We start from the raw sequence: 19786 nt of genomic DNA, 5'->3' as shown, positions 1-19786 counted from the left end.
GAGCAGAGAATTTCATGATGGAAGATACTTTATACATTCCCCTAATTGTAGTTGGCGTACTGGTTGTGCTGGGACTTGCCTTTTGGGCGCGGTATAAGACGGTCGGCCCGGATGAAGCAATGATTGTGACAGGCTCGTTCCTCGGCAGCAAAAATGTCAATACCGATGAGAGCGGCCGCAAAATAAAAATTGTCCGCGGCGGCGGCGCCTTTATTTTGCCTATTTTCCAGCATTCCAATTTTATTTCCCTGCTGTCGCACAAATTGGATGTTTCAACTCCTGAAGTATACACGGAGCAAGGGGTTCCGGTTATGGCAGACGGTGTTGCGATTATTAAAATCGGCGGAGCAGTTGAGGATGTATCTACAGCAGCCGAGCAATTTATGGGCAAGCCGACAGAGGCGCTCAAAAGTGAAGCGCAGGAAGTGCTGGAAGGTCATTTGCGGGCGATTCTCGGTTCAATGACAGTCGAAGAGGTATACCGCAATCGGGACAAATTTGCCCAGGAGGTACAAAGTGTAGCGGCCCGCGATTTGAAAAAGATGGGTCTGCAAATTGTCTCCTTTACGATCAAGGATGTCCGCGACAAGCACGGATACCTGGACGCGCTGGGCAAGCCGCGCATTGCAGCCGTTAAGCGGGATGCCGAAATCGCCGAAGCGGAAGCGGTCCGCGATGCGCGGATTCAGAAGGCGCGGGCGGAGGAAGAAGGGCAAAAGGCGGAGCTGCTGCGCGATACGAATATTGCAGAGGCGTCTAAAGAAAACCAGCTGAAGGTAGCTTCTTTTAAGAAAGAGCAGGATTTGGCGAAAGCGGAAGCGGATCAGGCTTATGCTGTCCAGGAGGCACGTTCGAAGCAATCGGTTGTCGAAGAGCAGATGCGCGTCGAGCTCGTGCGCAAAGAACGGGAAATCGACTTGGAAGCAAAAGAAATTTTGCGCCGCGAGAAGCAGTATGATTCGGAAGTGAAGAAAAAAGCAGACGCCGATCGTTATGCGGTCGAGCAAGCGGCGGAAGCCGATAAGGCGAAGCGGTTAAGAGAAGCGGATGCGATGCAATACCGGATCGAAGCGGAAGCGAGGGCGCAAGCCGAGCAGAAGCGGCTGGAAGGTTTGGCGATTGCCGATGCGGAGCGGGCTAAAGGTACTGCGGAAGCGGAAGTTATCCGGCTGCGCGGTCTGGCCGAGGCAGAGGCGAAAGAAAAGCTGGCGCAAGCATTCGAGAAATTCGGCGAAGCTGCTGTCCTCGACATTATCGTCAAAATGCTGCCTGAGCTGGCCGGCAAGGTTGCCGAGCCGCTGAAGGGCATCGACAAGCTGACCGTAGTCGATACTGGTCATGGCGAAGGTGCTGCGCGCGTGAGCAACTATGTAACCTCGCTGATGGCGACGGCGCCGGAAATGTTGAAGGATGTGTCCGGTATTGATTTGAATGCACTTGTGCAAGGCTTGACAAGCAAGAAGGGCGGAGCGCTTCCAAGCCCAGCCAAGGTAAAAAAAGAGCAGGATAGCGGATCAGAAGCATCCGTCATAACCGAAGTAATAAAGTCGCTTACTACGGAAAAAGAATAAGGAAAGAGAGCCATTCTCCAAACAGAGACTGTTTGGGAGAATGGCTCTCTTGTTATTAACGGCTGTAGAACTCGACGATTTGCTTCTCGTCAATCTCTTGCGGAAGCTCGGCGCGCTCTGGAAGGCGGATAAACTTGCCTTCTACTGCGCTGTCATTGAACTCCAAGTAGTTTGGAAGATAGTTGCGGCCTGCCAGTGCTTCTTTGACTGTTTTCAGACCGCGGCTGCGCTCGCGCAAGCCGATTACATCGCCTACAGCTACTGCATAGGATGCGATGTCAACTTTTTTGCCGTTCACAGTAACGTGACCGTGGGAAACGAGCTGACGCGCACCTGCACGGGAGTTCGAGAGGCCAAGACGGTAAACAAGGTTGTCCAGGCGGCACTCAAGCAGAACCATAAAGTTCTCACCGGCAATACCTTTCATCTTGAGGGCTTTGTCAAACAGGTTGCGGAATTGCTTTTCGTTCATTCCGTACATGTGACGCAGCTTTTGTTTCTCTTGCAATTGGATGCCATAGCCGCTCAGCTTTTTACGCTGGTTCGGACCATGTTGTCCCGGCGGGAATGCGCGTTTCAGTTCTTTTCCAGTACCGCTCAGGGAGATGCCGAGGCGGCGGCTCAATTTAAATTTAGGACCTGTATATCGTGACATGTGTCGTAAAACTCCTTCTTCAAATGGAATGTTTGAAAATGGGCGTTTCGCCGAGTACTGTGCGTATCAATAATGATCTGGCAAAAAATGTTCAGCCGCAGTTCTGCCAGTGACAGTCTCCGTGAGGGTGACACAAAACCGATCCCAAAGTTCAACTATGAAGATTATAGTGAACTGCTATTGGAATGTCAAGCCAAATCCCGGTATTTTCAGGACATTCACCGCACTTTCAAGCGGCGAGCGGGAAGAAAATATTCATGAATCGAAAGACCTAGTATTTTTATCCTATATAGTAGTGCGCAAATTAGAAAATTAAGTTATGATAGAGATATATAGCCATGTAAAAGGAGTGTACGCTGCGCTATGCAAAGTATGATGCGCATCGGTGTGCAGACAAGTAGCGACAGTTTGCCGGCTTATGAGAGCCAAACACAGCGACCAGTTATCTGGTATGAAGAAGAGGATCTTGACGAGACTGATGAACCGTTTATCGTCCATTTGCTGGAGGACAGCTTTGAGCAATGGCTCTCTGAGAATGAACAGGCAGAGCAGGCGGATTGCCATTGTATTTTATTTGATGTTCATGGACGTATAATAGCGCGCTGCGACGATAGTATACCGCAAATTGAAATAGAGGCTTATGCCGATACAGTTGCCGAAGCTTGTCTTCAGGGGTCCTGCCGGGTAGCGGAAGATATTATCATTGTACCGATTAGGCGCCGGTCGAATGCCGGGAATTTCGCCGCTCTTGCCTGGATCGGCATTCCCCGCGGCCGGTGGATGGAACAATGGCTTCATTCGGCGGCGCTTCATTTCAGAATGATTTTTTACCATCGATTCGAGCAAGTTTTTGTGCGCGATATGATCATTCAGCAGCAGCTTGAGGAAAAGGAATCGAAGCGCCGCGATATATTGTTTCAGGCAGCGAAGCGGCTGCATGATCAGCATAGCGTTTCATCCGTTATCCATGAGTTGCTGCAAAATTTGGAAACTTGCTACCCTTATTCAGAAATCGATTTATACTTGTCACAAGATTTTGTCAAGGACGATGAGCGGATTAAGCCGCTCATTATACGGAATGCTGCCAATAATCTGTATGCCAAAGCCTTCATAGACAGCAAGCCGACTTTGGAGCGTGATGAGGACGGTACCGTAAGACTGGGCATCCCGATGGGAGGCAAGCAAGCCGTGTATGGCGTTCTCGGCATTGCCATGAGCGGCGACCGGTGGGATGAATCGGAGCTACGCGCATTTATTATGCTGGCCGACACTGCAGGCTCCGCGTTTGAGAACGCAAGGCTGTATGAGCAGTCCAATTTGCTGGTGGGCGAACTGCAGCTGATCAATGAGCTGACAAAGCGCTTGAATCAATCTCTGCGCTTGAATGAGATTTTTCAATTTGCGATGAATGAGCTGCTACATATTTTTAACGCCGATTATTGCTCTATCCTGCAGCTGCAGACGAATGAGAGGCTGCTGCGGGTGATGGCGAGCAACTTGCCTGCCATTACGAATGAGATTTTTTCAGTAGAGCATGGTTATTCCGGTGTTGTATTCAAGACGAAAGAGCCGGTCATCGTTTCCGATTATTGGAGCAATCGCCTGGCAGCCTCCAAATTGATGGATTCGACAGGCTCCAGATCGCTCATTGCCACGCCGATTTTGGTTGGCTCCGAAGTTGTCGGAGTCATTAAGATTACACATAAAAATCCGCATTTTTTCTCGTATAACAACTATAAGCTTTTGCAAGTCCTGTCGACCCATATCGGTCTTGCCATCTCGAACGCTTCGTTGCATGCCGAGGTTCGACGCATGGTAATTACTGATAATTTGACGGGTCTGCATGCGCGTCATTATTTGAATGAGCAAATTCAAAGCCGGCAGCGCAAGGACCCGTGCGGCTCGTTAATATTAGTCGATATCGATCATTTTAAAAAAGTAAATGACACCTTCGGCCATCAAGTAGGGGACCGTATCTTGATTGCAGTAAGCGAAGTGATCCGTTCCTGCATCCGCGAAACCGATATCGCTGCCCGTTGGGGCGGAGAGGAACTCGCTGTATATTTGCCGCAGATTCGCCTTGAGCAGGCGTATCGGATTGCGGAGCGTATCCGGGCTCGCGTAGAGGAACGGACAGAGCCGGCAGTGACTGTTTCATGCGGACTGTCGGAGTGGACGTTTGAGAATGAAAAAATTAGTGTAGAATCGCTTTTTTATCGGGCGGATATGGCTTTGTATGAGGCGAAAAAAAGCGGCCGCAATCAAATTTTTGCCGGAAACTAACGGAAGTGCAGATCGTCAACGAACGCTGGTTTACTAGCGGTTGGCGATCTTTTTTGTTTCCTAAAAAAGATGAATAATGTATCGCTGACCGACAGACGCTAATTGCATACTTAATGACATTCGCCAAAGGAGCGATCTGATGTTGAACGTATACACCAAAAGCGGGCGATCCTGCATAGCTTTGCTCATGTTGCTGGGGTTTGCGCTGTTGTGCGGAGGCGGGTGCCAGCCTTATGCACAGGGAAGATCGGCCGAGGAGCTGCTGTCCCTCTCGATTTCGGGTCTGGCAGGAGTGGATCAGTATTCATTCACGGGAAAAACCGTGATCAGGAACGCGGCAGGGGTTCAGACGCCGCCGGTTATCTTTCAAGGAAAAGTGGAAGACCACCACAATATTAAAGTACAGTCAAGTGAGAAAACATATATCGATCACTTTGCATCCCAGCCTCTTGCCCTTCTCAAAAAGATACAAGCCGGCAAAGCGAAGGTTGAGGTGGTAGGGGCGAAGTCCGGTCAAAGTACAGCAGTGCTGCGGATAGAGATGGATCCGTCTAAAGCCCGACGAATCTGGCAGGATCAATTGACGGCATCGATGAACGAGGTCGAGAAGAAGCTTGATCCGGCGAAGGCGGAACGCTCTTTGCAGCCGCTGCAGCAGTCTTCCAAAGAGGCATATCTCAAGGAATGGAAGGCTGAGCTCGATCATTCGAAAAAGCAGCTGGAAAAAATGTTGGGCTCTCTGCAAGTAGAATCTGTATATGAGCTTACGATCGACCGAAAACGATTGCTCCCGTTAAAATTGGATGAGCAAACGCTGCTGCATTACGAAGTAGACGGCAATAAATTGAAAGAAGGACGGAAAGCGGAGATGACCTTTGCACCTTCCGGTTAAATTAAAGAAAAAATGCTGTAAATGCCTCTTGTATAGGAGCAAAAATCGGGTTATGATGGAGGAAAGCTTTCCTAGTATTACTAATGATAATTATGGAGGGATTCCTATGTCCAACAACGCGGCAATCGTAGACATTTCACAAACGGCCAATAAATTCCGGTCGTCCATCGTTCTTCAAGCCGAGAATAAATATATCGACGTTAAGAGCATTCTCGGTCTGTTCACCACGTTGGTCGGCGGACATTCCTATGAACTGCACGTTCACGGTCCTGACGCGACCGAGGCGGCAACAGCTATGGCAGAAGTGTTCTCCAAGCATAATCTAGACATCAAAATTGTTTCTGAATAAGGCAATTTCAGGCAAAGCACTGTGCTGCGAATAAATACAGCACAGTGCTTTGCTGTTTTCTCCTTGTATATTGCTGGTTTTTTGTTTAATATAAAAGATATAGAAGACGCGAGTATTACGCACAGGGGGGAGTACGATGTCTTCATCCGAGGTTCTTGTCCATTTGAACCAAAAAGCGCTCAATCTTCTTCAGGAAGATGCCAATAAAATCGAAAAGCTGATTGAAGTCCAGATGGAGAATTTGACGACAAGGCAATGTCCGCTCTATGAAGAAGTGCTGGACACACAGATGTACGGTTTTTCACGGGAAGTAGATTTCGCTGTCCGTGCCGGACTCGTTCCAGAAGCGGTAGGCAAGGAAATCGTCAACAAGTTGGAGCGCAATCTGGCCCAGTTGTATGAGGCGCTAAATCGCAAAGGATAGTCATGGAGTAGTCTCGCTGGTGAGACTGCTCTTTTTTTGATTTTATAGCATTTAAAGTTGCAGAATCAGCCCTTTATACGAGATAAAATGCGGTGCCCAGTACGACATAGACCATCAATAGCAAAACTCCCTCATACCAATTCGTGCGCCCGTCGCGGGATATTGAGGTCGCTATGAATACAGAGACGGCTATGGCCACCAGCTCGATCGTCGTAAAGACGATATCCATTGGCTGCCCAAAGAACAGGCTGATAAAAATGAGCGCCGGAGCGACGAACAGAGCGATCTGCAGGCTGCTTCCGACTGCAATTTCTACAGCGGCGCCAATTTTGTTTTTCATGGCGAGTATGACTGCCGCGCTGTGCTCGGCAGCATTGCCGACTATAGCGATTAAAAAGGCGCCGACAAACAGCTCGCTCAGTCCAAACTGCGTGGTGAACGTATGAAGAGTACCGACAAGCCATTCACTTACGAAGGCGGTCATAACAGTAGCAAGCATTAAATACAGAATAGAACGATTCCGGGACCATTCCGGCGTCTCCTCCTCGCCTGTGCCCTCATCCTCTGAAGCCGCCGCCTTTTCATCAGCGAGCATGTCCTTATGCGTTACCATCGAGAATATGAGCCACAGGATATAGCTAACGATCAATATGCCCGCTACGGATAAGCTCAGTACCTCGTTTTTTTCTGGAGAAAGATGCTCGCTGGTTACAAAGATGGCCGGCACAAATAAGCCGATTACAGCCAATAACATGAGAGAGGCATTATGCCCGGCCAGCTGCACATTGAAGCGCTGCTCCTTGAATTTCAAGCCGCCAATCAAAACGCTGAGGCCGAGTACAAGCAGCAGATTGCCGATAATCGCTCCTGTAAGACTGGCTTTGACCATGTCGAATAAACCTTCTTTGACAAGAAATATGGCGATAATTAGCTCCGCTGCATTGCCGAAGGTTGCGTTGAGAAAGCCGCCTAGCCGCTGGCCGGCGTAATGAGCGACACTTTCGGTCGCTTTTCCGAGAAATGCCGCGACAAACAGAATGGCAATTGACGAGCAAATAAACTGGAGTAATGAGGACCACTCCATATAGTGTCCAACCGCGCTTAAAATAAAGAAAATGATCAATACAGGAAATACCCACTTTTTTTTCATCAAAAGCACCTCAATCGCTCTTTAGAATGGTAATGTTTTACTTTCTGAAAAATTAACCTCGACAAAACGCCTAGAGCCTTGCTTCGTTTGTTTGCTTCCATTACAATGGAAGCATAAGGCGAAGAGGAGTGTGTGGCATGACCGAAGAACTTCAAAATGGTATTGTTCGTATTTCAGATGACGTAGTCGCCACCATTGCTGGTCTTGCAGCGCTGGAAACCCCAGGAATTGCCGCGATGTCCGGCGGAATCTCGGAAGGGCTGGCCAAGCGTCTCAGCGGAAAAAACGTGCAAAAGGGCGTTTCCGTTGAGGTAGGACAGTTGGAAGCTGCAATTGATTTGCGCATTATTGTAAAGTATGGCATTCCCATTCAAGAAGTATGCCGTGTACTGCAAGATAATGTGCGCGAAGCAGTGGCGAATATGACAGGACTTCAAGTTGTTGAAGTAAATGTAAAGGTTGAAGGTGTAGCATTCAAGGAAGAAGAACTCGATGAAGTCAATGTGAATCGTGTTAAATAAAAGGCACCCCGCTTATAAGTATCACAGGTGTGCTGCATGCAAGCCATACTTAATTAGTATTGCTATCTGACGAAAAGCTGTCCCCCCGAGGATAGCTTTTTTCTATTTTTAATTCAGCCCTTGCAGATTGTTTGGACAGTTTGCCGAATCAAACAGTTCTAAAACAACCGCCCCTCGACTATCCGCGAAACTTCCCATTTGCCTTTTTTTCGACAAAAAACGGATCGTGTGTCCGTTTGCTCAAATTTTGGCCTGCTTTTCTGGATCAAAAAAAAGGCCATCTCCAGCAGTTGCTTTTACTACTTGAGATAACCTTAATGGCCGTGTCAGACAGCTTTAATGTGGCTGCGCCCGCGCGTCTGGCCCGGTTTGGCGCTACTGCTACTTGTCTGGCTGTCCCTTGAAATGCTGAGCAGAACCCCCATTGCCGCTAGTGAGACGAGCAAGGAAGAGCCGCCATGACTGATGAATGGCAAAGTGACGCCTGTCAGCGGCATTGCGCCGGTTACGCCGCCAATATTTATGACCGCTTGGACAGCAAACATGCCGACAATGCCGACGCCAACGATTGTCCCGTAGTTGTCGGAGCAGCGCAGAGCGACAATCAGGCCGCGCCACAGAAAAAAGAGATAAAACAAAAGAAAGAACATACTGCCGATAAAGCCGAATTCCTCGGCGATTATGGCAAAAATAAAATCGCTGTAAGGGTAAGGCAAATAATCGAGCTTCTGTACGCTGTGCCCGAAACCGACTCCGGTAAAGCCACCATGCCCTAGCGCTTGAAGCGAGCGAGACAGATGGTAGGTGCTGCCGGTCTCGTCCGCTGTCGGATCCATAAAAGCGGTAAAACGGTCAATCCGATATTGCCAGGAATGGGTGCCGTCCTCAGTACTTAAAAGCATTACACTCGCCCATGCAGCGACGATTGCAGCGATAATAATACCTGAATATAGGAGCTGCTTTAAATTGGCGCCGCCCGCGACGATAATAATAAGAGCAAAGCCGGCGATAATGATGCAGGCGCCCAAATCAGGCTGTCGCATTATGAGGCCGCATACAACGGCAACGATAATAAACACGGGCAAAAGCCCTTTTTTGAAGTCGCGAAAATTATCGCCTTTTTTAGCGATTAGAGATCCCAGGTATAAAATAAGCCCCAACTTGGCAAATTCCGTCGGCTGGATGCCAAACGACCCGATTAGAAACCAGCTCCGCGCTCCATTAAGCTCCTTGCCGATAAAAAGTACAAGCACGAGCATAATAAGAACGGGGACAAAGTAAAGCAGATAGCCCGTTTTGAACTTTGCATAAGGAATATTCATTATGACGAACATGAGCCCGATACCAATAACAGCCCAGATTAGTTGTCGTATTGTGAAATAGAGTGAGTCGCCTTTGGCAACAAGGGCGACACTGGAGCTTGCACTGAATACCATAACGAGCCCAAAACCGACTAACGCTAAAGTCAACACGAGAAGCAAAAAATCCGGCCTGCCTCGCAGGCCGTGTGTTTTTGTTTTCATTTGGGCTCCTCAGCTTTCATGAGGCGAGAAGTTTTTTCAGTTCTTGAATGCGCTGGTTGGCAGCATTCATGACAGGCTGCGGCACAGGAAGATCATAAGTTAGCCCGTGAGGGAAAGTAGCCCGGCCGATATAGACTGATTCGATTTGCAGCACTGCATGCGGGGATTCCAGTTTGCCTTCAATGGCACGCGTGCTAATGCGGAGATAGTAGTCGTTATGATTTTCGCGATCTTCGATTTTGAAATCGTATGTAGCACGGTAATATTCCCACTGCCAGCGAACAAACCCGACTTTTTCTGCAGACTCGTCCAGATAGGCGAGATCGCTCGTAATTCCATTCAGACCTGTATTCTCAATAATCATGAAAATCCTCCTAAAAAGTTTTTGTAGCGAAGCATGACGAAGTCAAACAAAAACTTACTTCGAAAGCGCGGACTACTTTTTGCTGTGCTGGACCCCGTCAAGAACAAAAAATGTTGCTAACCCGCTGCTTAATTGCAGCAGAGGAGCTTACTTTCGTCCTGTCTTGATTACATTTATCATGATATTATGTTTCCCCATACAGTGCAAGCCTTTGTCCAGGGCGGGAAAAGGGGCAAAAGTGACATTTTTACGAAAAATATGTCTGCCTTTGCAGCAAACGACTTTCAGGAGCACGAATTGATCTGGTACAATATATAGAACAATACAGTTCAGACTGGAGGCTGCGTGTATGGCGAATAAGTCGACAGCGATTAAAGAGGCGCTGGAAGCGATTTACCCGGATATGGTAAAGTGGCGCAGACATTTGCATCGTCATCCCGAGCTTTCTTTTCAGGAAAGGCAGACTTCTGCATGGATAGCTAGCCATTTGCGGGAAATGGGCTGCGATATTCGCGAAGGGGTCGGAGGTTACGGCATCGTAGCTGCGATTCGCGGGGCGCGGCCGGGTCCGGTCATTGCACTGCGGGCGGATATTGATGCATTGCCGATACAGGATGAAAAAACATGCGACTATGCATCGACAGCCCCCGGTGTTATGCATGCCTGCGGACATGACGCCCATACGGCGACGATGCTGGGGATCGCACAATATTATATGGCGAGGCAAGAGCAGCTTGCTGGCGAAAGGAGGCTGCTGTTTCAACCGGCCGAAGAGGTGACGCCGGGAGGCGCGAAAGGAATGATCGCTGATGGGGCTCTTGCAGGGGTAGATGCCATATATGGCGTACATCTGTGGACGCCTTTCGCTTGCGGAACAGTGGCGACAAGAAGCGGTCCGTTAATGGCCTCGGCCGACGAGTTTTATATCAATATTACAGGAAAAGGCGGGCATGGCGGATTGCCGCATGAAACGATCGATGCTGTACTTGTAGGGTCGGCGCTTGTTCAATCTCTGCAAAGCATTGTCAGCCGGAATATTAATCCGCTTGAGCCGTCTGTGGTTACAGTTGGCTCGTTTCATGCCGGAACCGTAGCAAATGTGATCGCCGAGCAGTGCAGCTTGAAAGGGACCGTGCGGGCTTTTGATGAAAAGGTAAGAATGCAAATTCGTACACGGCTGGAGGCGATTGTCCGGCACACCGGCCAGCTGTATGATGCGCAGATCGACCTCGAATATCGGGACGGATACCCTTCAGTCGTAAATGATGAGGTAGAGGCGCAGCGTTTTTTCAGAGTAGCTGCTGCGCAATTTGGTGAACAGGCTGTTATGCAATCGCCTTGCATCATGGCTGGAGAGGACTTTACTTATTATTTGCAGCAGGTTAAAGGCTGCTTTATGTTTGTTGGTGCCGGGAATGAGCAATGCGGAGCTGTCCATCCGCATCATCATCCGAAATTCGATTTAGATGAGAACTCTATGCTGCAATCGGCGGAATTGATGGTAGCTATGGCCGAAGATTATGCGAGCAACTGCACCAACTGATAGCGTGGGACGCGTCACTGCATGATTTTGCAGTGGCGCGTTTTTGCTGCCTACGTCAAACTGAGCCGGTACGAATAAATTTGCATCGTTTCTTTCATACTGTGTATATAGCAAATGACAGAAATGATAGGAGCGGATCAAGCATGACACGGGAAAAGGGAGCGATTATCGTGCAGGCCGATTCGACTGTTCTGCTGGACGAGCGGCATGAGGATGCCGAGTGTGCACGTGAATGGCTGTCGCAGTTTGCGGAATTAATCAAGCGGCCGGGACATTTGCATACGTATCGGATTACCTCCTTATCGCTGTGGAACGCGGCTGTGACCGGCGTTCAAACGGGCGAGATCATGCACGTCCTGGAGCAATTCAGCCGTTATGAAATTCCGTTGCGGGTGCTGGAGCAAATCCGTACGATTATGGAGCGGTACGGCAAGCTGCGCTTGGAGCAAGCGGATGACGGTTATTTGGCTTTGCGCGGCGATGCGGCTCTGCTAGAAGCTTTGCAGGCTTCTTCATTGGGAGGAATGCTCCGGCAGGGAGCTGCCCCGGGAGAACTGCTGGTCAGAGCTGATTTTCGCGGTGTGCTGAAGCAGGAATTGACTCGGCTGGGCTATCCGGTCATTGATGTAGCCGGCTACCGTCACGGGGAGACGCTGCCTGTCGAGCTGCGTGAAGCGGCGGCAAGCGGCCGGCCTTTCAAATTGCGGGACTATCAAATGCGTGCCGTCGATCTGTTTTACTGCGAGGGACGGATGGACGGCGGCAGCGGTGTGCTTGTCTTGCCCTGCGGAGCAGGCAAAACAATAGTCGGAATTGCGGCGCTTGCCCGGCTCGGCTGCGATACGCTGATTTTAACCTCCAATGCAACCTCGGTGCGGCAATGGAAAAATGAATTAATGGACAAGACGACTTTAGTTGAAGCCGATATTGGCGAATATGCCGGGAAGCTCAAACAAGTGCGTCCAGTAACCATTGCCACTTATCAGATACTAACGAGCCGCCGGCAAAAGACGGACGATTACACCCACATGAAGCTGTTCTCGGAGCGGAACTGGGGATTGATTATATATGATGAGGTTCATTTACTTCCCGCTCCTGTCTTTCGCATGACTGCGGAGCTGCAGGCGACAAGAAGACTTGGGCTGACGGCAACGCTTGTGCGGGAGGACGGGCGTGAGAGCGACGTGTTTTCGTTAATTGGCCCTAAAAGGTTTGAAATGCCATGGAAGATGCTGGAGCAGCGCCATTGGATCGCCTCTGTGGAATGCGCCGAAATCCGCGTGCCGCTTGCAGCGGCGGACAAGGAGCGGATGGCTGCTGCGGCTGCAAGAGAGCAAGCGAGAATTGCAGCGGAAAATAAACAAAAAATAGAAGTCATCAAGCATTTGCTGCACAAGCATGACAAGAAGCAGGCGCTCGTTATTGGGCAATATTTGCGGCAGCTGCACAGTATCGCCGATGAATTGGATGCGCCGCTTTTAACAGGAGCGCTGCCCCATGATGAACGGGAACGCCTTTACGAATCCTTCCGCTCAGGCGATACCCGTATATTGGTCGTTTCCAAAGTGGCGAATTTCGCTGTCGATTTGCCTGATGCTGCGGTAGCGATCCAGGTGTCGGGCAGCTATGGGTCAAGACAGGAGGAGGCACAGCGGATCGGCCGCATTTTACGGCCGAAGCAGGATGATAATGCAGCCTGGTTTTATACTTTGGTAAGCGATGAAACGAAAGAGACGGAATATGCGCGCAAGCGCCAGCTGTTTTTGCTGGAGCAGGGGTATCGCTACCATATTAATAATTGGCAGGCGCCAAGAGAGTCCGGAAGGGCGGTGTCACCGTGAGCAGCCAGCTTTCAAGCGCCGCAAGTCATACTATGAATTGGATTATCCGGCTGTTCGGCATGCTGCCTTTTCAAGAGGAGCAGCTGCTGAAAATGGCCGCGGACCGGTCCGGCGCCGAGCATCGCGTGGCGCTGCTGGAGCTTCGCCGCCAGGGGATGGTCCGGACAGTCAGGCAAGGCTGGGGAGAAAGGCATCATTATGTCCCGCAAACGGTATACCGAGAGTGGCAGATGCTGGCACTTGCGCATTGTCCAGAGCCCGAACCAGCCGAACCGTCGGGAATCGCTTTGCTCGGAGATGAGCAGACTGTTCCGCCGTTAGGGCAGCAATTGATCCATGCCTGGTCGGCGCTATTCAAGTGCGGAATGAAGCGAACGGCAAAAGGGCTCCTTCCCAAAAGAGCGCTTGATCGCGCCGGAAGACAGCTTGCCTTCGATGAAGCGCACAGCGGCGTACTGCCATGGAAGCCGGTTGCCGGAGAGAAGCTATACAGCTTTCCGATTATGTTCATGCTGGATTTGGCGGCCAGAAAGGAATGGCTGGTCGAACAAGGGCGGCATATGGCGCTGAGCGGGAAGTGGCGGCAGTGGCTGGCTTTGCCGGATCACAGGCGCGAGGAGCTGCTTTATGGAGATATTGCAGCAGTCTATGCAAGTTGGACGGCGGCCAGCGCCGCTGCAGCCCTTCGCCTTAGCCGGCTGCAGCCTTGGCGGTGGTACCGGCTGGAACAGTGGAGCAATGCAGAGGAGTACAGTGCAATCGTCGGCTGGTGCCGGCTGATGAGAGCCTTCGGCTGGCTGGAGGAAGCGGCGGATTTGACAGGGCACCGGCTTTTCCGCTGGTTAATCAATCCGCTACTGCCGGCAGCGATTGAAACGGCGTCGCCCGATGACCCCGAGCCAGTAAAAGTTTTGCCGGATGGCGAGATCTTCGTACCGGTGCCGGTAACTGGCGAGGTTCGTTGGCAGCTGGAAATGATCGCGGAGCGGAAGCGCTGTGATGTAATGACAGTTTATCAGCTTAATGAGCAGACGATGAAGGAAGCGGCAGCGTCAGGACTGCAGGTTAGCGATATTGTGCGTATTTTGGAAAATAGCTCGAAGGAGCCGCTGCCTGCCTCGATTCGCATTGCTATTGAAGGCTGGTGCAGCCGGGCGGCTGATGAACAGCGGCCAACCGGGCTAATAAGTGCTGCAGCATGTACGGGCAAACAAGCACCGCAGCGGCCGGCCGCTCCGTTATTTGTCCATCCTGGCGATGTCTCGCAATTTCAGCAAGTGGCAGAAACGCCGCGCGACGAAGTAATATTTCCGGGGCTGGATGCGATTCCGCTTATATGGAGAAGAGAGATGAGAAATTATCATCTGTCGACAAGAAAGCTGCTCGTTGAACAGGCGATTGCTTGGCAGACTCCTGTACAAATTGTGAGAAATGGCGCAACCGCGCGGTTTATCCCGGATACTATGGAAAAAAAAGGCGAAGCTTGGCTGGTAAGCGGAAGAAGCTATGAACGGGGAAAATTGGAACGGCAAATACTATCATTGGATATGTGGGAGGAAATGAAGCTTTTTATCCCGATTGATTTATATTGATCTTGCTTAAGCTCTACCTTTTTCTATCACTCCTATGTTATGATACGAGTAGGCCCGGAGGCTCAAAACATATTTGAAGGAGTGGGTGCTGTGCAAACGGTAAACACCGAAGGGCACGCGCCGATTGAGGGGGATCTTTGGCCGAATTTAGTCGGCGGAGAAGTCCGGACGCTTGATATGGCGGAGTTGCTCCAGCGTGCTTATGAGCTTGGCGATTTGATCAACCGGTCGACTGAAGTCGCCGAGTATTCATATTGGAAAGCAGTTGTCGAGGAGGATGAGGAGGTCAGACGGGTCAAGGAACGTTTTGCCAAGGCGAAGGAAGCTTTTGCCGAAACAGAGCGATTTGGCCGTTACCATCCCGATTACCACGACGCAAGAAAGCGAGTGAAGGCGATCCGGCTTGAGCTGGAAGCGCTTGAACCTGTTCGGCGTTATGAGGCGGCGGAGCAGGCGGTAGATACATTGTTGTTCGAAGTCGCCAGCAATATTGCCGGCTCGATATCCGACACGATCAAAGTTGCCAGCAATGACCCGTTTCCTAAGGGCGGGGGCTGCGGCAGCGGAGGCAAATGCAGCTGCGGCTCAGGCGGCTGCGGATAATAGCTGTGAAGGGCAGGTGAAGGGATGTTTTCTGAACGCGTCGGATACATTATATGGGTAAGTGATTTGAAAGCGGCACGTTCACTCGACAAATATGGGACAGTCCACTACATGTCACGTAGAATGCATTATGTTGTCATGTACATGAATGCGGATAAAGCCGATGATATCGTACGGAATATGCAGCGGCTTCCGTTTGTCAAAAAAATCGAACGTTCCTACCGCAACGAAATTAAAACCGAGTACACGCGCGGTGTGCCTGACAAAACGAGGTTTTACAGTTTGTGATGCCATAGGCTCCGGTGCCGATGGACGGCGCTGGAGCCAATCTTCTTTGGGGGGTGGATCGCGATGAAGGACAAGATGACTGAAAGATGGGGGACCTACGAATCGTTTCACGTTGTACTCGGCGACAAGAAGGTTGCAGACATTGTCATCACGAACCACGCCAAAAACCGATGGGTGGATCGCGTTGAAAGCGAGAAGACCGGTTTTGAGGATATAGCCGAATATATGTGGCAATGTTTAAAGCAGGGACGGATTGAGCCCTATTATCGGAATGAACAGGACGTTTATTTGATTGATGATGATCTTGTATTCGTCGCTGAGTTCGCTTTGCTGGAGAAAGAAACCGATATTGCCGGCAATCCGCTTCATAAGATGATCGTCGTTACTTTTCTTGGGCGGATGTCTGAAACGATAGAATTGCGCGATTTGAAATCATATTATTCATGGCTGCGACACTCTCGGAGAATGACGCTAATTAAAAATAGCAGAAAAAGAAAATGACAACAGAAAGCATGGGCGTAAAGCGGCTCATGCTTTTTTCATCGAAAATTAAATGGGTGGCAAGAGAGGGAGGGTGACGATGGCGCTTAATTTTCATCAATTGCATATCTTTTTTACTGTTGCGGAGAAAGGAAGCTTCTCAGCTGCAGCGGCTTCGCTGCATATGACTCAACCAGCGGTGACGATGCAGGTGCAGTCGCTTGAGGACTATTTCGGGACTAAGCTGTTTCAGCGGTCGACCAAACGGATCGAGTTGACGGATGCGGGCAGGGCGCTCATGCCATATGCACAGCGCAGCATCGAGCTGATCCGTGAAACAGACGCGCATATGTCCAAGTTTACCAAGCAGCTCAAAGGAAAGCTGCAGCTGGGCGCAAGCTTGACGATCGGGGAATATATTTTGCCTCGCTTGCTCGGGCCGTTCGGGCAGGAATACCCGCATATCTCGATTAGCATGAAGGTGATGAATACAGCGCAAATTATGGAAGAAATTTTAAATCACCAGCTTAATTTCGGCTTGATCGAGGCTCCTGTCAATCATCCTGATATGCATATGGAAGCGGTTATGAGCGATGAGCTGAAGCTGATTGTCGGCAAGAACCATCCGCTGGCGAATAAAGAGAATGTGCAGCTGCAGGACATTCTTGAATATCCGGTTGTATTGCGGGAACAAGGATCCGGCACGCGGCTTGTTATCGAAGAACAGCTGCGGCAGCATCAGATTGAGCTGACAGATTTGAATATTATGATGGAGCTTGGCAGCACTGGAGCCGTCAAATCTGCAGTCGAGGCCGGGCTGGGCATTTCCTTCGTGTCAGCAGCTTCTGTCAAGCATGAGGTGGCGCTTGGCTTAATTCAGACGGTATCGCTTTCTGATGTGAAATTTTTGCGGCAGTTTTACTCGATGTATTTGAAATCCGCGCTATTGCCGATATCAGCCGTTACTTTCCTAACTTTTTTGCGGGAGCGTGATTTGCAGCAATGGTTATAAAACAAGTCGATCTTCATACCCATACAACGGCTTCGGACGGATTGCAGCGCCCGGCCGATAATGTACGGCTGGCTAAGGCGGCCGGGCTGGCCGGGGTGGCCATTACCGATCATGATACTGTAGACGGCATGGCCGAGGCGCTGGAGGAAGGAGAGCGCCAGCAGCTGGTCGTCGTCCCCGGTGTGGAGCTGAGCACGGTGGCGGGAAGGCGCGATATTCATATATTGGGCTACTATATGGACTGGCAGAGCGCTGACTGGCAGCGCAAGCTGGCAAGCGTGCAGCAGGTACGGGAGCGGCGCAATGACATGATTGTGGACAAGCTCCGCCAGCTGGGCATTGCCATTACGATGGAGGAAGTGGCAGCCAAAGCGAAGCTGCAAGGCAAGGAAGGCGGTTCGATCGGAAGACCGCATATTGCTGCCGTTCTGATCGACAAAGGCGCTGCAGCCACGATGCAGGAAGCGTTTGACCGTTACCTAGCTGCCGGAGCGGCCGCCTACGCTGCCCCGCCGCGGCTTGACCCGTTCCAGGCGGTGAAATGGATCCGGGAGGCCGGCGGTACAAGTGTTGTGGCGCATCCGGGCCTTTATGGCGATGATGAACTGGTTGAAGAGATCATCGCTTCAGGCGCACAGGGGATTGAGGTGTACCATCCCGATCACGGGGAGGCCGATGAGCGGCGCTACGCCCGGCTTGCGGCGAAGCATAAGCTCATTATAACGGCGGGCTCGGACTTTCATGGCGCCCGTGAAGGGGCTGTATTTCATGGCCCCATTGGCTGCCGTACTGTAGGGGCGGATGTCCTCCAGGCATTAAAGCCGCAGAAATAAAAGCTCGCCGTGAAGAGCTGCCCCTGCCCAGCGGGAGCGGCGCCTCTACGGCGAGCAATCTGCCCGTCAATTTCTGATCTGAAAAGGCCACTGTTTAATGCGTTGCTCGTCCGGCGTGATGAACAGCGTTTTTTGGTGGTCATAAATCACGAAGCCGGGCCTGGAGCCGCTCGGTTTTTTGACATGCCTGATGAGCGTGTAGTCGACGGGAACGAGGCTTGATCCGCGCGCTTGGCTGTAATGGGCGGCCAGCATTGCCGCTTCCTCCAGTGTCGCTTCGCCAAATTCGGCGGCTCGAATGACGACATGGGAGCCGGGAATGTCTTTGGTATGCAGCCATGTTTCATTAGGCGCGGCTAATTTATTCGTCAAATAGTCGTTTTGGGTATTGTTTTTACCGACATAAATGGATATTCCCTCAGAAGATTCATAGCTGAGCAGGGCCGGACGCAGCTTTTTGCGCTTTTTGGCGTTGCGTTTGGCGCGATCGCGCAAGTAGCCCTGCTCGACCAATTCCTCGCGAATTTCTTCGATATCGCCAAGCGATGCGCTATCCAGCTGCTGCAGTAAAGCATCCAAATAACGCAGCTCCTCTTCGGTGCGTTCTATTTGCTCTGTCACCACTGCAAGGCTATTTTTTAATTTATTGTACTTTTTGAAATATTGCTGTGTATTTTCGGATGCCGTCAGCTGCGGGTCAAGCGCGATTGTAACTGTTCGCTGCTCCTCATCATAGTAGTCGACAACCTCGATCGCAGCATCCCCGCGCTTGATTTGATGCATATATGCAGTCAGCAGCTCGCCCATAATGCGGAAGCGGTCCGCGGCCTGCGCATCCTGCAGCGTTTCACGGAGCTTATCGAGCTTTTTATCATTTTTGTTGCGTTCATTGTGCAAAAAGCGGATCAGATCCGACACGCGCTGCTTGACAGTGTCGCGCTCCGCCTTATCGCCGTAAAAGGCTTCCAGACATTCGCTGATAGTGGTGAAGCGGGTTCTGCCGCCTTCAGCATGGGTGAGGCTTGTAACAGAAAAGACCGCCTTACCGTTGTCCTGCTCGACAATTTCAGGTTCATATTGGTGGGCGGAGAATTGCTGCAGCATCGTAAGAAAGACAGACCAGCTCGCCGTATGGCCGCCGCTGCGGTGGACGATCTCTTTGGCCAGCAGCGGACTCAAGCCGCTAAAGGAGGCGACGAGCAGTTTGTCCGGCTTCGCAGCTTCCTGCTCTCCGCCCGCATGCGTCTGCAGCGCCGCTTGGAATTGAGCTTGATCCGCGATTGTGAAGGGATCCTGCTTGCCCTGCTGCGGCGGTTCCACATAGTTGGCCCCGGGCATGACCACCCGATAGCTGCTAATTGACGGCGTGACATGGTGGATGCCGTCGTGGATCGCGCCTGTGCCTTCATCGACAAGGATAATATTGCTGTGCCGTCCCATCAGCTCAATGATAAGCGTCTTGAAGGACAGATCGCCCAGCTCGTCCCGGGAGCGGATTTTAATATGAATAATGCGCTCAGAGCCGACTTGGCGGATATCCTCGATCTGGCCGCTTTCACAGTATTTGCGAATGAGCATACAGAACATGGGAGCCTCTAGCGGGTTAATAAAGCTTTGCTTCGTAAAATGAACGCGCGGATAGGTCGGGTTGGCCGAGATCAGCAACTTGCCCTGTACATTTGCACCGCGGATTTGCAGGACGAGATCATGATTATTCGGTTGGTGAATTTTATGTATGCGCGCGCCAATGCAAGCCTGCAGCTCGCGGGTAATCGCGCGGGTTACAATTCCATCCAGTGCCATAGTAGTATTATTCTCCTTATAAAAAAGACATTGGGCATCCATGCCCGCTTTTCTATCAT

19 protein-coding genes are annotated in these 19786 nt (G+C 50.9%); 14 read left to right on the top strand and 5 right to left on the bottom strand.

Annotation, left to right across the window (positions count from 1 at the left end):
- Positions 1-17: 17 nt before the first annotated feature.
- Complete coding sequence (locus tag ACFQ0N_RS17410; protein WP_379328633.1) at positions 18-1571, top strand: flotillin lipid rafts scaffold protein FloT; 1554 nt, start codon at positions 18-20, stop codon at positions 1569-1571.
- A gap of 55 nt (positions 1572-1626) precedes the next feature.
- On the opposite strand, the gene rpsD is transcribed toward ACFQ0N_RS17410, so the two are convergent.
- A complete protein-coding gene (rpsD, locus tag ACFQ0N_RS17405) occupies positions 1627-2226 on the bottom strand; it encodes a 30S ribosomal protein S4 (protein ID WP_379328362.1) in 600 nt (199 codons plus the stop codon).
- Positions 2227-2589: 363 nt separating this feature from the next.
- On the opposite strand from rpsD, the gene ACFQ0N_RS17400 reads away from it, so the two are divergent.
- From ACFQ0N_RS17400 to ACFQ0N_RS17385, 4 genes are all read left to right on the top strand, one after another.
- Positions 2590-4509 carry a diguanylate cyclase domain-containing protein gene (locus tag ACFQ0N_RS17400; RefSeq protein ID WP_379328360.1) on the top strand — a complete coding sequence of 640 codons (1920 nt, stop codon included), beginning with the start codon at positions 2590-2592 and terminating at the stop codon, positions 4507-4509.
- A gap of 139 nt (positions 4510-4648) precedes the next feature.
- On the top strand, positions 4649-5401 hold the full coding sequence (locus ACFQ0N_RS17395) for a hypothetical protein (RefSeq protein ID WP_379328358.1): 753 nt from the start codon (positions 4649-4651) through the stop codon (positions 5399-5401).
- A 106-nt stretch (positions 5402-5507) separates the two neighbouring features.
- Entirely contained in the window at positions 5508-5750 is a 243-nt protein-coding gene (locus ACFQ0N_RS17390; RefSeq protein WP_379328356.1) for an HPr family phosphocarrier protein, read from the top strand.
- A 136-nt stretch (positions 5751-5886) separates the two neighbouring features.
- Positions 5887-6174, top strand: a complete 288-nt coding sequence (locus ACFQ0N_RS17385; RefSeq protein WP_379328354.1) for an Fpa/YlaN family protein — start codon at positions 5887-5889, stop codon at positions 6172-6174.
- A gap of 73 nt (positions 6175-6247) precedes the next feature.
- Here ACFQ0N_RS17385 and cax read toward each other — a convergent pair whose 3' ends face one another.
- Positions 6248-7324 (bottom strand): calcium/proton exchanger, encoded by a 1077-nt coding sequence (gene cax, locus ACFQ0N_RS17380; RefSeq protein WP_379328352.1) that lies wholly within the window; start codon positions 7322-7324, stop codon positions 6248-6250.
- A gap of 137 nt (positions 7325-7461) precedes the next feature.
- Between cax and ACFQ0N_RS17375 the strand changes: the two genes are divergently transcribed.
- Positions 7462-7845 (top strand): Asp23/Gls24 family envelope stress response protein, encoded by a 384-nt coding sequence (locus ACFQ0N_RS17375; protein ID WP_379328350.1) that lies wholly within the window; start codon positions 7462-7464, stop codon positions 7843-7845.
- Between the two features lie 326 nt (positions 7846-8171).
- Here ACFQ0N_RS17375 and ftsW read toward each other — a convergent pair whose 3' ends face one another.
- Together ftsW and ACFQ0N_RS17365 are read right to left on the bottom strand one after the other, a co-directional pair.
- The gene (gene ftsW / locus ACFQ0N_RS17370) at positions 8172-9368 is read right to left on the bottom strand and encodes a putative lipid II flippase FtsW (RefSeq protein ID WP_379328348.1); all 1197 of its coding nucleotides are present in this window, start codon (positions 9366-9368) and stop codon (positions 8172-8174) included.
- A gap of 16 nt (positions 9369-9384) precedes the next feature.
- Positions 9385-9732 (bottom strand): YugN family protein, encoded by a 348-nt coding sequence (locus tag ACFQ0N_RS17365; protein WP_379328346.1) that lies wholly within the window; start codon positions 9730-9732, stop codon positions 9385-9387.
- 349 nt (positions 9733-10081) lie between these two features.
- On the opposite strand from ACFQ0N_RS17365, the gene ACFQ0N_RS17360 reads away from it, so the two are divergent.
- From ACFQ0N_RS17360 to ACFQ0N_RS17325, 8 genes are all read left to right on the top strand, one after another.
- Positions 10082-11275: a M20 metallopeptidase family protein gene (locus ACFQ0N_RS17360; protein ID WP_379328344.1), complete on the top strand. Its 1194-nt coding sequence runs from the start codon at positions 10082-10084 to the stop codon at positions 11273-11275.
- Positions 11276-11418: 143 nt separating this feature from the next.
- The gene (locus tag ACFQ0N_RS17355; protein ID WP_379328341.1) at positions 11419-13116 is read left to right on the top strand and encodes a DNA repair helicase XPB; all 1698 of its coding nucleotides are present in this window, start codon (positions 11419-11421) and stop codon (positions 13114-13116) included.
- Positions 13113-14708, top strand: coding sequence for a helicase-associated domain-containing protein (locus ACFQ0N_RS17350; protein WP_379328339.1), 1596 nt, complete (start codon positions 13113-13115; stop codon positions 14706-14708). The genes ACFQ0N_RS17355 and ACFQ0N_RS17350 overlap by 4 nt, the downstream gene beginning before the upstream one ends.
- Positions 14709-14885: 177 nt before the next feature.
- Positions 14886-15311 carry a YlbF/YmcA family competence regulator gene (locus ACFQ0N_RS17345; RefSeq protein ID WP_379328631.1) on the top strand — a complete coding sequence of 142 codons (426 nt, stop codon included), beginning with the start codon at positions 14886-14888 and terminating at the stop codon, positions 15309-15311.
- A gap of 24 nt (positions 15312-15335) precedes the next feature.
- On the top strand, positions 15336-15599 hold the full coding sequence (locus ACFQ0N_RS17340; RefSeq protein ID WP_379328337.1) for a YlbG family protein: 264 nt from the start codon (positions 15336-15338) through the stop codon (positions 15597-15599).
- Positions 15600-15662: 63 nt separating this feature from the next.
- Positions 15663-16100 carry a hypothetical protein gene (locus ACFQ0N_RS17335; RefSeq protein ID WP_379328335.1) on the top strand — a complete coding sequence of 146 codons (438 nt, stop codon included), beginning with the start codon at positions 15663-15665 and terminating at the stop codon, positions 16098-16100.
- Positions 16101-16179: 79 nt separating this feature from the next.
- Positions 16180-17091, top strand: coding sequence for a selenium metabolism-associated LysR family transcriptional regulator (locus ACFQ0N_RS17330; RefSeq protein WP_379328333.1), 912 nt, complete (start codon positions 16180-16182; stop codon positions 17089-17091).
- Positions 17082-17924 (top strand): PHP domain-containing protein, encoded by an 843-nt coding sequence (locus ACFQ0N_RS17325; protein WP_379328331.1) that lies wholly within the window; start codon positions 17082-17084, stop codon positions 17922-17924. The genes ACFQ0N_RS17330 and ACFQ0N_RS17325 overlap by 10 nt, the downstream gene beginning before the upstream one ends.
- 66 nt (positions 17925-17990) lie before the next feature.
- On the opposite strand, the gene ACFQ0N_RS17320 is transcribed toward ACFQ0N_RS17325, so the two are convergent.
- Entirely contained in the window at positions 17991-19727 is a 1737-nt protein-coding gene (locus tag ACFQ0N_RS17320; protein WP_379328329.1) for an Rqc2 family fibronectin-binding protein, read from the bottom strand.
- Positions 19728-19786 lie beyond the last annotated feature (59 nt).

This window comes from Paenibacillus sp. GCM10027626, assembly GCF_042676285.1.
Taxonomy (GTDB): Bacteria; Bacillota; Bacilli; order Paenibacillales; family Paenibacillaceae; genus Paenibacillus_Z.
Note: the sequence above shows the minus strand (reverse complement) of the source record. Positions and strands in the feature narration are given on the sequence as shown.

Excerpts from the sequence above, each read along its gene's own strand:
- cax (WP_379328352.1), bottom strand. The coding sequence starts at position 7,324 with ATGAAAAAAAAGTGGGTATTTCCTGTATTGATCATTTTCTTTATTTTA.
- ACFQ0N_RS17330 (WP_379328333.1), top strand. The coding sequence starts at position 16,180 with ATGGCGCTTAATTTTCATCAATTGCATATCTTTTTTACTGTTGCGGAG.
- ftsW (WP_379328348.1), bottom strand. The coding sequence starts at position 9,368 with ATGAAAACAAAAACACACGGCCTGCGAGGCAGGCCGGATTTTTTGCTT.
- ACFQ0N_RS17320 (WP_379328329.1), bottom strand. The coding sequence starts at position 19,727 with ATGGCACTGGATGGAATTGTAACCCGCGCGATTACCCGCGAGCTGCAG.
- ACFQ0N_RS17395 (WP_379328358.1), top strand. The coding sequence starts at position 4,649 with ATGTTGAACGTATACACCAAAAGCGGGCGATCCTGCATAGCTTTGCTC.
- ACFQ0N_RS17385 (WP_379328354.1), top strand. The coding sequence starts at position 5,887 with ATGTCTTCATCCGAGGTTCTTGTCCATTTGAACCAAAAAGCGCTCAAT.
- ACFQ0N_RS17360 (WP_379328344.1), top strand. The coding sequence starts at position 10,082 with ATGGCGAATAAGTCGACAGCGATTAAAGAGGCGCTGGAAGCGATTTAC.
- rpsD (WP_379328362.1), bottom strand. The coding sequence starts at position 2,226 with ATGTCACGATATACAGGTCCTAAATTTAAATTGAGCCGCCGCCTCGGC.
- ACFQ0N_RS17365 (WP_379328346.1), bottom strand. The coding sequence starts at position 9,732 with ATGATTATTGAGAATACAGGTCTGAATGGAATTACGAGCGATCTCGCC.
- ACFQ0N_RS17340 (WP_379328337.1), top strand. The coding sequence starts at position 15,336 with ATGTTTTCTGAACGCGTCGGATACATTATATGGGTAAGTGATTTGAAA.
- ACFQ0N_RS17400 (WP_379328360.1), top strand. The coding sequence starts at position 2,590 with ATGCAAAGTATGATGCGCATCGGTGTGCAGACAAGTAGCGACAGTTTG.
- ACFQ0N_RS17410 (WP_379328633.1), top strand. The coding sequence starts at position 18 with ATGGAAGATACTTTATACATTCCCCTAATTGTAGTTGGCGTACTGGTT.
- ACFQ0N_RS17390 (WP_379328356.1), top strand. The coding sequence starts at position 5,508 with ATGTCCAACAACGCGGCAATCGTAGACATTTCACAAACGGCCAATAAA.
- ACFQ0N_RS17325 (WP_379328331.1), top strand. The coding sequence starts at position 17,082 with ATGGTTATAAAACAAGTCGATCTTCATACCCATACAACGGCTTCGGAC.
- ACFQ0N_RS17355 (WP_379328341.1), top strand. The coding sequence starts at position 11,419 with ATGACACGGGAAAAGGGAGCGATTATCGTGCAGGCCGATTCGACTGTT.
- ACFQ0N_RS17345 (WP_379328631.1), top strand. The coding sequence starts at position 14,886 with ATGGCGGAGTTGCTCCAGCGTGCTTATGAGCTTGGCGATTTGATCAAC.
- ACFQ0N_RS17375 (WP_379328350.1), top strand. The coding sequence starts at position 7,462 with ATGACCGAAGAACTTCAAAATGGTATTGTTCGTATTTCAGATGACGTA.
- ACFQ0N_RS17335 (WP_379328335.1), top strand. The coding sequence starts at position 15,663 with ATGAAGGACAAGATGACTGAAAGATGGGGGACCTACGAATCGTTTCAC.